The organism is Vibrio sp. sp1 (assembly GCF_016920955.1).
GTDB classification, from domain to species: Bacteria; Pseudomonadota; Gammaproteobacteria; order Enterobacterales; family Vibrionaceae; genus Vibrio; species Vibrio alginolyticus.
Genome location: NZ_CP060589.1, coordinates 2,432,696 through 2,447,113 on the forward strand (window position 1 = coordinate 2,432,696; position 14,418 = coordinate 2,447,113).

14 protein-coding genes are annotated in these 14,418 nt (G+C 44.0%); 9 read left to right on the plus strand and 5 right to left on the minus strand.

Annotated features, from left to right (window positions below; all coding sequences use genetic code 11):
• Position 1: 1 nt before the first annotated feature.
• Genes H9L11_RS11475 through H9L11_RS11495 form a run of 5 tightly spaced genes read right to left on the minus strand, consistent with a single transcriptional unit; the run spans position 2 to position 2,601 of the window.
• On the minus strand, positions 2–562 hold the full coding sequence (locus H9L11_RS11475; protein ID WP_132936505.1) for a hypothetical protein: 561 nt from the start codon (positions 560–562) through the stop codon (positions 2–4).
• On the minus strand, positions 562–819 hold the full coding sequence (locus tag H9L11_RS11480) for an acyl carrier protein (RefSeq protein ID WP_025766966.1): 258 nt from the start codon (positions 817–819) through the stop codon (positions 562–564). Before H9L11_RS11480 ends, H9L11_RS11475 begins: the two co-directional genes overlap by 1 nt.
• A 15-nt stretch (positions 820–834) precedes the next feature.
• Complete coding sequence (locus tag H9L11_RS11485) at positions 835–1,095, minus strand: phosphopantetheine-binding protein (RefSeq protein ID WP_005382278.1); 261 nt, start codon at positions 1,093–1,095, stop codon at positions 835–837.
• Positions 1,096–1,108: 13 nt separating this feature from the next.
• Positions 1,109–1,876, minus strand: a complete 768-nt coding sequence (locus H9L11_RS11490; protein WP_005388305.1) for a lysophospholipid acyltransferase family protein — start codon at positions 1,874–1,876, stop codon at positions 1,109–1,111.
• Positions 1,873–2,601 carry a beta-ketoacyl synthase chain length factor gene (locus tag H9L11_RS11495; RefSeq protein ID WP_017819930.1) on the minus strand — a complete coding sequence of 243 codons (729 nt, stop codon included), beginning with the start codon at positions 2,599–2,601 and terminating at the stop codon, positions 1,873–1,875. Before H9L11_RS11495 ends, H9L11_RS11490 begins: the two co-directional genes overlap by 4 nt.
• 76 nt (positions 2,602–2,677) lie before the next feature.
• Here H9L11_RS11495 and H9L11_RS11500 point away from each other — a divergent pair, with 76 nt between their 5' ends.
• The 9 genes from H9L11_RS11500 (at position 2,678) to H9L11_RS11540 (ending at position 14,288) form a co-directional block, all read left to right on the plus strand.
• Complete coding sequence (locus H9L11_RS11500; RefSeq protein WP_205390764.1) at positions 2,678–3,076, plus strand: hypothetical protein; 399 nt, start codon at positions 2,678–2,680, stop codon at positions 3,074–3,076.
• Between the two features lie 27 nt (positions 3,077–3,103).
• Positions 3,104–4,171 carry a class I SAM-dependent methyltransferase gene (locus tag H9L11_RS11505; RefSeq protein ID WP_053307501.1) on the plus strand — a complete coding sequence of 356 codons (1,068 nt, stop codon included), beginning with the start codon at positions 3,104–3,106 and terminating at the stop codon, positions 4,169–4,171.
• Positions 4,172–4,178: 7 nt separating this feature from the next.
• A complete protein-coding gene (locus H9L11_RS11510; RefSeq protein WP_205390765.1) occupies positions 4,179–5,423 on the plus strand; it encodes an NAD(P)/FAD-dependent oxidoreductase in 1,245 nt (414 codons plus the stop codon).
• Positions 5,424–5,633: 210 nt separating this feature from the next.
• Complete coding sequence (locus H9L11_RS11515) at positions 5,634–6,374, plus strand: transglycosylase SLT domain-containing protein (protein ID WP_080276914.1); 741 nt, start codon at positions 5,634–5,636, stop codon at positions 6,372–6,374.
• A 99-nt stretch (positions 6,375–6,473) separates the two neighbouring features.
• Entirely contained in the window at positions 6,474–7,682 is a 1,209-nt protein-coding gene (locus H9L11_RS11520; protein WP_005382264.1) for a DEAD/DEAH box helicase, read from the plus strand.
• Between the two features lie 250 nt (positions 7,683–7,932).
• Entirely contained in the window at positions 7,933–8,595 is a 663-nt protein-coding gene (locus tag H9L11_RS11525) for a TrkA family potassium uptake protein (RefSeq protein WP_005388291.1), read from the plus strand.
• Positions 8,592–9,959: a TrkH family potassium uptake protein gene (locus H9L11_RS11530; protein ID WP_149191952.1), complete on the plus strand. Its 1,368-nt coding sequence runs from the start codon at positions 8,592–8,594 to the stop codon at positions 9,957–9,959. Before H9L11_RS11525 ends, H9L11_RS11530 begins: the two co-directional genes overlap by 4 nt.
• A gap of 360 nt (positions 9,960–10,319) precedes the next feature.
• A complete protein-coding gene (locus tag H9L11_RS11535; RefSeq protein ID WP_205390766.1) occupies positions 10,320–13,304 on the plus strand; it encodes a M6 family metalloprotease domain-containing protein in 2,985 nt (994 codons plus the stop codon).
• A gap of 171 nt (positions 13,305–13,475) precedes the next feature.
• Positions 13,476–14,288: a hypothetical protein gene (locus H9L11_RS11540; protein WP_033906890.1), complete on the plus strand. Its 813-nt coding sequence runs from the start codon at positions 13,476–13,478 to the stop codon at positions 14,286–14,288.
• Positions 14,289–14,418: the final 130 nt, after the last annotated feature.

The following is a 14,418-nucleotide window of genomic DNA, read 5'->3' on the forward strand; positions in this document are numbered from 1 at the left end:
ATTAGTGTTCCTTTCGAACAAATTGACGCACGATCCATTCTCCAGCGAACAAGCCACCAGCAAGTAAGTAGCTGATGAGGCCGTTATAAAGCGTCCATATTTTTACTGGTAGGAAACAGGTATAGAGTGCAACAGCAGCGTTGAGCGTAAAAAAGGCGCACCAAACCATCGTCACTTTGCGAGTGTAAGTCACGCCACTAGCCGGAAGGTCGGGTTCTTGCAAGCGAGCAAGCCTCTCTATGATCGATTGCGGCTGTTTTAAGCTCAGTCCAAATACACACAGCATACATACATTGACAACGACAGGGTAAAACTGAAGCCACCCATGTTGTTTAAACACCATGCCAAGCGTAATTAGGACAATGCCAACAGCGCCCGTAACGAGCGCCAAGAACTTAAACTCTTTTAGTGGGGTCTTATTTGCGACGAAAACACGCAAAAGTAACGCAGCAATTAACAAGCCCCCAACTAAGTTCAAGCCAAATTTATCTATACCGAAATAGACGGCGAAGGGGTAGGCAAACAGTACAATTGCAGACAGACCAGTCAGCAATTGGCGCATTAACTTTCCTTCAATAACTCAGTAACAGCGTTAACCACATCGTCGACGGTTCTTACTGTACTAAACTCTGCCGGCTTGATTTTTTTGCCAGTGACATTCTGTAGGTGTACGACCAAATCAACGGCGTCAATGCTATCAAGATCGAGATCTTGGTATAAGTGCGCATCTGATTGAATGTCGGCTGCATCAATTTCGAACAGCTCAACAAGCGCATCTTTAACTTGTTCAAATACTTGATCTTTATTTACATCAGTCATGAATATACCTACAACTTATTCATTAGTTTGAGAAGAAACGTATTTCGCTAGATTTGCTACAGACGCAAAGTGTTCGCGCGTATTTGAGTCGTCGGCATCAATAACGATGTTGTATTGTTTTTTTATTGCGAGTCCAAGCTCAAGCGCGTCGATAGAATCTAAGCCAAGTCCATCACCAAAAAGTGGTGCATCCGTTTCAATATCATCTACGGTTAAATCTTCAAGGTTTAAAGCATCAATAATAAGTTGCTTAATGTCGTTGTGTAACTGTTCCACTGGGACCTGCTTATTAATAAAAGTTTTCTGGAAAAATGTTTTCAGCTAGGTGCTGTTGTAAGCGTCGCGCCGCTATTGTCGGCGACGTAGTTTGCTTTATAAAGGGGGTAATCTCAACTTTATCCTTAACTTCAACCCTGAAAAAGGGCTTTGTTGCCGGTACTTGATACCATTTTTTCTCTTTTGTGAGGAAACTTGGCGTTACCGTAATATGGACAACTCTTAAATCTCGTTCTGTTCTTACCGCAATTTGTGCTGCACCGCGTTGTAATTTCGGCTCTACACCTGGTGTTGTTCTTGTTCCTTCAGGAAATATAAGCAACACGTTGCCTTTGTTAAATCGCTCATCACAAAGTGCTAATAAATCATCCGGTGCTTCATTGGGAATATATCCGGCTGCTTTTACGATGTGCTTCATAAAAGGATTCGACCATATTGCCGATTTTACTAAACAGTCGCAGCGATTTAATTGTGAAGCAATGAGAACGTAATCGATTAAACTAGGGTGGTTGGCAACAATTAAACAATTACGATCTTGTTGAAGAATATCGGCACCAATAATTTGATAATCGATTGCGCCACTTAGCTTCATCAATTTACAAAATGTGTTGAATGAATATCGAATCGCACCCTGAACTTTATATTCGCGTTCCGTTTGGTCTGAAACAAAAATACGAATGGTCGGAATAACAATGAAACTCAGTACTAAACCACCTAACCCAAATACTGAAAAACAAAAGCCTGTTGCTAGCACACGCCAATACTGATTTAAGCGAGTCATTTTTTGTGCCATTCCCAAGCTTGTTGCGGAGCGAAAATAGTCCACTGGCTTTTATCTAACAAGTATTGTTGCAAAAATACTAAACCTTGAGGAAGAGGATGACCGGAACGTTCTGCGTTTATGGAGCTTTGTATCGCGAACTTGTCTCCATGAGAAAGTATTAAGCCAAGTCCAAACCCTTGGTATTGTTGGTTTTCATATTCTAAATAAGAGTCAGGCATAGGCTCATCAAAATCAACAAGCAGTACTTTTTTGTCAGGATTGTCGGACAAAAACAGCCATGCTTCTAATATTGCGCTTTGGAATGTGTTTTCTGCCGCAGCGATAGAAGTTAGGGGAATGGGTTGTTTAGTTGCGATAGTGGCAAGCCCTGCGGCGGTATTGTGCACCGATTGAGAAAAAGCCATCGGAGACGCCTCTTCTCCATTAATTATATCTTCAACTAGTGCGACGCTGCGATGCAGTTCACCATGACGGCTTGAAAATACAAGGTAATCAACTTGATGTTGATTAAGCATTTCGATTGCAGTTTGTACCGCCAGTTTACTGAGTGGGCTCATTCTTCTGCGCATCATCGCAGGAATATTTGCAACATTGATTTTGCCATCTTCTGGCCATTTTATCTCTGTTGCCCATTGTTTCCATTCATTGGATTCGGATAAACCGAATGAATTCGCTGTCCACGCATCAATATTGAACGAAATGTTGATCTTCGAGTTTGGCATATTGGGTTAAATTGTTTATTTTACAGCTCGATACAAATTGGGGTTGACCCAAATTCACAATAAAAAGGAAATTATCATGTCGCGTTTTAAGCTGTATGTCTCGTTATTATTAACTTTGCTTCTTGTTGGTTGTGGACGAGTACAACCTGTAATGAATGTGGAGGATACTCCAGTTGCTTATGATCTTCAAAATAAACAAGTAAAAATGGCCATAGTGCAATCAGCAACTAACCGAGGCTGGACGATCGAAGAAGTAAGCCCTGGTGTTCTTATTGCAAAAATCCACGTTCGTAACCACTCTGCAGAAGTAAAAATCCCATACAATAATAAATATTACTCAATTATTTATCTCAACTCAGTAAATCTCAAAGCAAGTGATGGCAAAATCCACCGCAATTACAATCGTTGGGTAAACAACTTGAATGTTGATATTCAGCGAGCTATTGCATTGTTGGGCAATCAATCTCAACAATAAAACTATTAATTGCAGTTAGGTTTTTCCGTGTTAAATCAAAATAATGACCCTTTTAATGCTTTTGAAGCGAAGACAGAAGCTCAGAAGTTATCTTTTGCACCAATCGTGTTCCAGACCGCCAAAACGCTTCGAGATTTAGGTATTTTAGCCGCTTTAGACAGCGCTGGCGCTCAAGGCATGAGTGCCACAGATATTGCCGAGAAAACGGGAGTATCAGAATATGGTGTTAAAGTACTGTTGGATATGGCGATTAGTGCGCATATTGTTTTATGGGAACGACCTAACTATTCGCTTGCAAACCTTGGTTTTTACCTTCTTCATGATGGTATGACGAATGCAAACATGGATTTTACGGCAGATGTTTGTTACGCCGCGATGATGCATTTGACGGAAGCAATTCAAGAAGGTAAACCGTCAGGTTTGAAAGAGTTGGGCAATTGGGAGACCATTTATCAAGGTCTATCGACGTTACCAGAACAAGCCAAACAGAGCTGGTTTAAGTTCGATCATTTCTATTCGGATCGCTCGTTCCCACTTCTGCTTAAAGAAGTATTTGCAAGCAAGCCAAAGCATCTTGTGGATATTGGCGGAAATACGGGAAAATGGGCGATTCAGTGTTGTAAACATGACCCTGACGTTCAAGTGACGATTGTTGATTTACCACAGCAATTAGAAGTAGCGATGAAGAATGTTTCAGAAAACCAGTTCGTCGAGCGTGTACGTCCATACCCTGCAAACATGCTTGATAAAGCACAAACATTGCCGGAGCATGCTGACGTTTGGTGGATGAGCCAGTTCTTGGATTGCTTTTCCCCAATTGAGATCCTCAATATCCTTAAAAAAGTTAAAGCCCAGTTAACGAAGGGAGATACTATTTACGTATTGGAGCTGTTTTGGGATGCTCAAAAATACGCGGGAGCTTCCTATAGCCTTAATGCCACTTCTCTTTATTTTACCTGTTTAGCTAACGGTAATAGTCGCTTTTATCGCAGTGATGATTTCTTAGAAATTGTCGAAGCGGCAGGTTTATCTGTCGTTGAAAGAACCGACAATATTGGCCTTGGTCATACCTTATTAAAACTACAAGCAAACTAAATTCAGAATGAAAACAGAGCTCAAGCAAGTTGTTGTCGTAGGAGCGGGGCCATCAGGTTCAACCGTTTCTGCGTTATTAAAATCGCGTGGCATAGATGTTGTTGTCCTAGAAAAAGCGACTTTTCCACGTTTTTCCATAGGAGAAAGCCTACTCCCTGCATGTATGGAAGTTGTTGAACAAGCAGGAATGACTCATGCAATAAAGCAGTTTGGTTTCCAGTATAAAGATGGTGCTGCATTTCGTCGTAATGGCGTATACACCCAGTTCGACTTTACAAACAAATACACACCAGGACCGGGCACGACGTTTCAGGTTCAACGTGCCAACTTTGATAAAGTATTGGCAGATAGCGCTGAAGAGCAAGGCGTAGAGATTCGTTATCAGCATGAGCTGCTCAACCTAGTGTTTGAAGGGAAAAAGTCTCGATTAGAAGTGCTCGACTCAAATAAGAAGGCTTATCAAATCGAAGCAGATTTTGTGCTGGATGCAAGTGGCTTTGGGCGTGTTTTGCCACGCTTGTTGGAGCTAGAAGAACCTTCTTGTCTTCCGCCTAGAAAAGCGATCTTTACCCATATCGAAGATCATATCTCTCCCCAAGAGCCGGAATACGATCGCAACAAAATTTTAATTTCAGTTCATCCTGAAAATCACGACGTATGGTACTGGCTAATCCCATTCTCTAATGGTACTTGTTCGTTTGGTGTGGTGGGTGAGCCAGAATTTTTCGAACAATACCCAGAAGATAAGATTGCAGCGTTGCAGCAGTTAGCCAATGAAGAGCCGGGTTTGGCTGCTTTATTGCGAAACGCGAATTACCCGAATCCAGCAGGCGAGTTGGGTGGCTATTCTGCTAACGTCAAACGTTTAGCGACAGAGCACTACGCGTTGCTTGGTAATGCAGGTGAGTTTCTTGATCCTGTATTTTCATCGGGTGTCACTATCGCCATGAAATCGGCAGAGTTTGCAGCGGACTGCGTGGTTCGTCAGCTGAATGGTGAAAAGGTTGATTGGCAAGAAGAGTACTCGCAACGCTTAATGGTGGGAGTGAACACATTCCGCACTTATGTGGAAGGCTGGTACAACGGCACGTTGCAAGATGTGATTTTCTATCAAAACCCGAACCCACGTATTAAACAGATGATTAGTGCGATTTTGGCTGGATATGCTTGGGATACGAATAATCCTTACGTAAAACAAAGTGAGCAGCGTTTGTCGACGCTTGCAGAACTGGTTCGGGAAGCTGAACTGTAAGGATATACATTCGCTTATCCGAGAATCAGTAAGCCCAGGTCTTACCAAAAAATTGGTAAGACCTTTTTAATGCCTCTTTACTTTTACTTCTAGCGTGTTGGAGACACATTGACCACTTACATCGGTGTGTATCGAATTTGAGAATTTTTATGGTGACATTGATCACATCTAGAATTCCTGTTACTGATATTTATATTAAATTTGTAGGAAATGGATTACATTCTGGGAGTGTTCCCTACATCCGGCTTCGTTGTGAAAACGGTTTATAAGCAACTGTATAAGTTAGTAAAGTTCCAAAAACTACATCAAAAAAAAGACAAGTTTCTTACCAAATCAATTCGCTTGGTGAGTTCGAGCCATCGACTACGCCAAACGCTTCCTCTACTTTCTAAAATTGTCGAAGAACATGACGCATCAACGGTCTCTTCGATTGCAGATCCCGAGAACGCGGTCGCGTGGGGAGGTAAAGTTTCTCCAGAGTTCAAATCTAAAGTCATTCGTATTAGTAAAGAGCTAAAGATCAATCCTAATCATCTTATGGCGTGCATGGCATTTGAAACTGCTGAAACTTTCAGTCCAAGCATCAAAAATGGTTCCGGAAGCGGGGCTACAGGGTTAATTCAATTTATGCCCTCTACCGCAGAGTCATTAGGAGTGAACACAAAGACTCTTGCGAGAATGAGCGCGCTTGAACAACTTGACTATGTGAAAGCGTACTATTGGCCCTATCGAAATAAAATTAATAGCTTAGAAGATGCTTACATGGCCATTCTCTACCCTGCTGCGATTGGTAAACCGCCGTCTTTCGTTTTGTTCAGACAAGGCTCAATTGCCTATCGACAGAATGCAGGTATCGACCGCCACAAAACGGGGAAAATCACGCTTAATGATGTTTCCTACAAAGTGAGGCAAAAATTAGAAAAAGGTTTGCAGCCCAATTTCATGGGCTAAGATTGTGTCATGTTCCTAGTTTTTCGCGCATGAATCCTTCTGTTACTTCACGGGGATTCTGATACACTACGCGCCCATTTCCTCTGTTGAGACCTTTCTATGCCATTTTCTAAGCTTGGTTTAAGCGCATCGATTGCTGATGCAGTAAAAGCGCTAGGTTATGAAAAACCCACTTCTATCCAACAAAAAGCCATTCCAATCGTATTGCGTGGCCGCAATTTAATTGCAGCAGCGCAAACGGGCACAGGTAAAACGGCCAGTTTTGTTCTGCCAATCTTAGAAAAGCTTAGTCGAGGCGAAACGCAACGTAAAAAACGCGCTCGTGCGATTATCCTAACGCCAACACGCGAACTTGCGCTTCAGGTTCATCAAAGTATTGAAGCTTATGGTAAAAACTTACCATTACGCTCAATGGCGATGTTTGGTGGTGTGGATTATGCACCACAAAAACAAGCCTTGATCGAGGGTGTCGATATTGTGGTAAGCACGCCTGGGCGCTTGATTGATCTGTACGGTCAACGCGCGATTCACTTTGATGAAGTGGAAATGCTAGTGCTTGATGAAGCCGACAAAATGTTGGATATGGGATTCATCGATGCGATCGACAAAATCGTCGACTGTATGCCAGAACATGTGCAAAGTTTGTTGTTCTCAGCGACGTTATCTAACCCTGTTCGTGACTTGGCCAAAAATGCGATTATTGATCCTGAAGAGATCACGATTGCAAAGCACAGTGCCTCAAAATCAAATATTAAACAGTGGATCACGACCGTCGATAAAGACATGAAGTCGTCGCTGTTAAGTCACTTGCTTAAAGAAAATGACTGGTCGCAAGTACTGGTATTTATTGAAACTAAACACGGCGCAGCCAAACTGGTAAGCCAACTTGAGAAACGTGGCATTGTGGCAGAAGCATTCCACAGTGGCCGTAATCAGCGTGTTCGCCAGGAATTAATAGAAAAGTTTAAAGCGGGTGAAATCCAGTACTTAGTCGCAACCGGCGTTGCTGCTCGCGGTATTGATATTGATAATCTGCCAGTTGTCATCAACTACGATTTACCTTACCCAGCGGATGAGTATGTACATCGTATTGGTCGTACAGGTCGTGCTGGCGCGAAAGGTGAGGCGATATCACTGGTTTCAAAAGACGACTTTAAGAACCTCTGCATGATTGAAAGTCGTTTAGGGCACTTGCTAGAGCGAGTGGAAATTGAAGGTTTTGCGCCAAGAAAGCCAGTACCAATTTCAATTTTAAATTACGTGCCTAAGAATAAACGTAAACCGCACGATAAGCGCGAATCAAAATAGCCAGTTTATCCCATGATCTAAAAGCCGCATTCTTGCGGCTTTTTGCGTTTTAAGGCATCCAATTATGTAGCCATCGCGACGGTTTCTATTCGGTAATGAGGAAAAAAGTTAATCAGTGTCATACGCTTAACACGTAAAGTGAATCAAGGTGCGTTAAGCTTTTGTCAATTATCTGTCCGCAGGTTTGCACAAGGTAAGGAATGGGCGCAAACTTTTTTGCTTGCTAATGAATGCATAAGATGGGGCACAAATGAAAACAGGTGATAAGCAATTCGCCGTTATTGGTCTTGGCCGATTTGGTTTGGCAGTGTGTAAAGAGTTACAAGATTCAGGCGCTCAAGTTTTAGCCGTTGACATCAACGAAGACAGAGTTAAAGAAGCCGCCAGTTTTGTTAGTCAGGCGGTTGTGGCTAACTGTACTCACGAAGAGACGGTTGCTGAGCTCAAACTTGATGATTACGACATGGTGATGATTGCCATCGGAGCAGATGTCAATGCCAGTATTCTTGCGACATTGATTGCTAAAGAGGCGGGAGTAAAGTCAGTATGGGTTAAAGCCAACGACCGCTTCCAAGCTCGTGTTCTGCAAAAAATTGGCGCAGACCACATTATCATGCCTGAGCGTGACATGGGGATACGTGTCGCGCGTAAAATGCTCGATAAACGGGTTCTTGAGTTCCACCCATTAGGCAGTGGCTTAGCTATGACGGAGTTTGTGATTGGCTCTCGTTGGATGGGTAAGACACTAAGTGATTTGGCTCTGTGCAAAGTCGATGGCGTGCAAGTGCTAGGGTTTAAACGGGGCCCAGAAATTACCAAGGCACCTGACCTTAATACCACACTAGAAATTGGTGACCTAATTATTGTGGTCGGCCCTCAAGATGCGCTCGCAAATAAATTAAAATCGCTATGACGTATTTTCATCAGAAAGGTGTTTTTTACGCACCAGATGGTAAACAAGAGAAAGCGAAAGGCAACGAACCGCGAATTATATTGCTCAGTTTTCTCGGTGTTTTACTGCCTTCTGCGGTATTGCTAACCTTGCCAGTTTTTTCTGTTACGGGCCTGTCGATAACGGATGCTTTGTTTACTGCAACGTCCGCTATTAGTGTGACAGGGCTTGGTGTTGTCGATACTGGGCAACACTTTACGCTTGCGGGTAAAATCTTGCTGATGTTTTTAATGCAAATCGGTGGGTTGGGGCAGATGACGTTGTCGGCAGTCTTACTCTATATGTTCGGCGTGCGTTTGAGTTTGCGTCAACAAGCGCTGGCGAAAGAAGCATTAGGGCAAGATCGGCAAGTCAATCTACACCGACTAGTAAAGCGGATTGTTGTTTTCGCGCTTGTTGCAGAAACGGTCGGGTTTATTTTTCTCTCTATCCGCTGGGTCCCTGAAATGGGCTGGCAGACTGGTATGTTTTACGCCTTGTTTCATGCAATTTCTGCATTTAACAACGCTGGGTTCGCGCTGTTTTCTGACAGTATGATGAGCTTTGTGAATGATCCGTTGGTTATCTTTACACTGGCGGGGCTATTCATTTTTGGCGGGCTTGGTTTTACTGTTGTGGGTGACATCTGGCTAAACTGGCGCAAAGGTTTCCACTTTTTGCATCTTCACACCAAAATCATGCTGATTGCGACACCGATATTGCTCTTAGTCGGAACGATGATGTTTTGGTTACTTGAGCGAAGCAACCCAAACACAATGGCGTCTTTACCTGCAACAGGGCAATGGTTGGCGGCATTCTTTCAATCTGCGAGTGCTCGAACGGCAGGGTTTAATAGTGTTGACTTGGCGTTGTTTACCCAGCCAGCCTTACTGGTCATGATTGTTCTGATGTTAATTGGAGCGGGTTCCACCTCAACGGGGGGCGGTATTAAAGTTTCCACATTTGCTGTTGCGTTTATGGCTACGTGGACCTTTTTACGCCAAAAGAAACATGTGGTTATGTTTAAGCGAACCATAAATTGGCAAACTGTGACTAAGTCATTGGCAATTATCGTTGTGAGCGGAGCCATCCTGACAAGTGCAATGTTTTTATTGATGCTTACCGAGAAGGCCAGCTTTGATAAAGTTATGTTTGAAACCATTTCCGCATTTGCCACAGTGGGGCTCACCGCAGGTTTGACTGCGGAACTTTCTGAACCTGGTAAATACATTATGATCGTGGTGATGATCATTGGTCGTATTGGGCCGCTCACGCTTGCCTACATGTTGGCACGTCCTGAACCTACCTTGGTCAAATACCCAGAAGACGCCGTTCTTACAGGTTAATATAGCGTTAAACAATGGCCGCGCGACCATTACGAGCATTGATTAATAGCAGTGCTCGTACATTTATAGAATATGTGGAATGTTGCCCAATTTTACCTACAAATTCGTAGAAGTTCATTTCTTCTTCCTTTCGTTTCGATACTATTCATTCACTCAATTTATATTCTCAGAAGCTACGCTCATAACAGCGTTTTGGAATCCGACGCTTTTGTAGTGTGACACCAAACTACGTCGTGTTATCTGAGCGAATTGATACCAGCCTTCGTCAATAGTCACTCAGTCTTACTCTATGCCCATAGGGTTACTTTGTGTTTGTTGTGCTTGGTATGAATGAACGAATCGAAAAGATGGAGTCGTACTTTGAAATTCAACACACTCGCCATGGCTATGTTAACTGCGCTTCTTGCAGGGAAGAGCATGGCAACTACTCCGCCATCACCGGTTTGGCATACTATTGCGTTGAGCGATGGTAGCTCCAGTGAGGCAATTCTACGTGGAACGGCAGATTTCCACTGGTTTGAAGATAAGCAGGGCAATGCCTTACTTCAGGAAGACGGCGTTTGGTTTTTCGCGCAGATTCAGCGCGAGTCAGACACGCCAATATTGATCTCGACAGGTGTGGTGAAAACGCAGTCGAGTGAGCCACCTGAGTCGGCGAGGTTTCGACCGGATTTACAAGTTAAACCGCAATTATCTTCTCTAAAAACCATTGAACCGATGGCACGAAAAAACCTACTGCGCTCGGCGCAAGGTTACCAGGCGATGAGCAGTTCAACGGTGAAGCAGCAGCCCCTATTGGTTGTGCAAGTTTCGTTTGATGACCAAGCAATGGTGCATGATTTTGAGCAACGCGTATTTAATACCAATGGTCAAAGCGTTGTGGATTACTTTGATAAAAACTCTCAAGGTAAATTCAAAGTTGTTCCTGCACTTGAGAGTTACGGCACCGCCAATGACGGTGTGATAGATGTGACTGTGGCACAAAGCCACCCTAACTGTCACTCTAGTTCGACTGATAAGACATGCACCGCCAAGTTGAATGCGGTTTTCACCGAGGCTTATCAAAAACTGGATCCATACTTTAATCTTTCGGCCTACGACAGCAATCAAAATGGTACCGTAGAACCGTCAGAACTCTCTGTCATGTTTATTTTTGCGGGGGGAGATCGTTCAACAGGGGTTCTCAACCGTCCTGCGATTTGGCCGCACAAATTCTCTCACGATGATGTCACACTAGATGGTAAAAAGATCACAGACTATTGTGTGTTCGCTGACTATCAAGTTGATCATCAAGCGACGTTGGGCGTGATCGTACACGAGCTTGGCCACTTAATGCTTGGCTTACCGGATTTGTACGCAAGGAACAGTGATGCCTCGATCGGCTCTTGGGGCGTGATGGGTGGCGGTTCATGGGCGCAGAAACCGGGAGATTCATACGCTGGTGACACTCCGGTGAACATGAGTGCATGGAGCAAACACGCTGCTGGTTTTGTTGTACCAACGGTAACTCATGAAAGTCCAGCGCCTATTTCTGTGAACAACGACGATGTCAAGCTGGTGTATCTCGACCCGTACTTGAAAGAGTTTGGTCCACGTGTTTACTTGGAAAATCGCACCTTTAGCGGTTACGACCGAGCATTGGCGGCTGAAGGTATCCTGGCGACGTCGGTCAATGTCCAGAACCGCTTTAATGATGTTGGCGCGATGCAGGTTCAAATCATGCAGGCTGATGGTCTGAATGAGTTAGAAAATGATGGTAGGAGTGACGCTGACGATTTGTACCCTAATGGTGGCGATGTCATTTCAGATACATCGACCCCGGGTCTGAGAGCGATCACAGGGTTTGATACTGGGGTTCGTATTTCCAACATTGCCAGCAACACCAACGGCGGTAGCTTTTCTCTTGAGCATACAAACGAACCAAATAAATCAGCATGGCTGAACTCTCTTCATCAAGGTTATGTGTACGCGAGTGGGAGTAACACTCTGGCGGTGTCACTGGACTTGAATAGTGATACAGAGCTTGATGGCCTTCAACTTTATGCGCAAAGAGATAGCGCTCAAAGTGACATGACTTATCGAGTTTGGCGATTCCCATTTTCTGGAAACATTGGCTATCGATTAATATTGAATCAAAACAACGCTGAGCTTTTACAACAAGGTAACTTCCAAAAGTCATCTCGAATTTTATTCCCCCAATCAAGCCAATTGAGTGCGGGTCAGCACTTATTGGTCGTTGAATTGGAAGGCGGTCAATTTGATGCAAACTTTGACTTCGGCCGCTTGCTAAAAACTGAAAAAGCCTCCCTACCTGTAATGTGGACTGGTGATTACAGTGAGATTGGCACGTTTGGTCTAGAAAAAGCCGGGTTCTCTTATATTCCGTTTGCAGCATTATTAAATGTGGATGCGAGCAACTTGGTTGAAGCGAAATCTGATTCGTTACAAACCAATAAAAATACGCCAATCAAACTGAACCTGATGGACAATGATTTCATGGCGGTAGGGTATCAGTTCAATGTGGACATTGTGCAGAAGCCTGAGCACGGCACCATCTCTGGCAACCAGTACCAACCTGAAGCTAACTTCGTTGGTCTGGACACTTTCCAATATCGTTTGTTGTCGGTTGATGGTGCGTACTCATCTTCAATCGTGAATGTGCAGGTGGAAGTGCTTGGCAGCAACGAAGCGCCAGTGGCCGTGATTGATGTTGATAATAAAGACATGACGGTTGGGCAGCGAGTCACGTTGTCTGCGTTAAATAGTACGGATGCTGATGGTGATGTGTTGAGTTATAAATGGGAGCAGTTGGCTGGCACTTCAGTTTCTCTTGGCAATGCAACCAGTGTTAGCACAAGCTTTACGGTGCCTCAAGGTGCAAAAGCGGGTGAGGTTCTGACATTCCGTTTAACCGTGACTGATCCTAGTAATGAAACGTCCAGTGCTACCGTCGATTTAACCATGAAAAACGCAGCGCCACTTACGCTTGCAGATACGGCGACCGTTGCCGTTGGTGAAAGTATTCTGATTGATGCAGCGAGCAACGATTCGGATGTGAACGGCGATAAACTGGTTGTAGAAAGCGTACAGAACGTAACGGGTGTGGGAAGTGCGAGTGTAGAGAATGGCAAAATCCGTTTTCAAGCACCGGATAGCCCTACTGACGGCATCAAGCTGCAATATACGGTTTCAGATGGTCATGGTGCCACTGCTACGGGGGAAGTTATCGTGACGGTTGTTGCTTCTTTGAAGACAACGACATTCAAGAACTCTGAAGGTAGCGGCAGTGTTTCTTATTGGGCTTTGATGTTGCTTGCAACATTAGGCTGGCGACGTCGCGTCTAAAACGGTATTAATTGCGGTATAAGCCACTCACATTGAGTGGCTTATTTTTTACCTGATCTATTTTGGTTTCGTTCTCATTGTCTTATGAGATGTGTTTCTCATTATTTTTAAAGCGATTTTTCTACTCTGCGGTTACCCTAGGGGCCGATTTTTATGAACTAAGGATGTTATATGTCTACCGAGGGCTTTTCTGTTTCGGAAATATGCCGAGAAGCGGCAGTGATGGTGAGAAGGAATCTACTCGCAATTGTTATTGCTTGTATTCCGTTGATTATCGTGCACTCAATTTTTGCTTTTATGTATCCTGAAATGACGGGGCAAGATCAAGCGAACGTTCAAGAAGGCAATGTCGCAGGATTTTATTTCGTCACAATTATTTTGTACCCACTTGTTGCCGCTATGGCGGCTGTGCGTGTGCATCGAATTTATTTAGCCGGCGATTACATGCACTCTGCGTTGGATGTATTTCGTTTGTCAGCGCGAGAATTCCGTTTCATAGGCTGGTGGATACTGTTTGGACTGATGATGATGCTCGTTATTGGTATCCCGATCTTTGTGTTGTCGTTTATCTACATTGCAGAAAGTGGTGAAGCCGACTTTGTTGCTATGGCTATTATCACAACGATTGCAAGCATTCCCGGCTATTGGGTAATGGCGCGATGGTCATTTGTGTTGCCAGCGACTGCAATGGATCATCAGCCGCGCAGTTTGCGTCGTTCGTGGAATCAGAGCAGACCATACAACAAACAAGTATTCATTTTGATGGGACTAATTCCATTGGGGGCGGGCTTGCTCAGTCAGCTGATCTTTAGCCACTTTACGAATCTCTTTATGTTGAGCCTCGTCGGTGTGGCCTATGGTATTTTTGGCGCGTACCAGCTGGCATTGTTATCGTTGAGCTATAAAACGGTAGTGGATATCGAACGCGCTCGTTTTGATACGCCATCACAGCCACCAAAAACGGGTGAAGAATTTTCCGCTTAACCCTTTGATCGTTTTTACATGCTACCTCCGTTTAGGAGACGGTCTGCGGCAGGTTGATACCTTCCTGCCGCCTTCACGTTATTCACGCAAAATACCCATGCCCATTTCATGGCTGAATGACAGGGACATT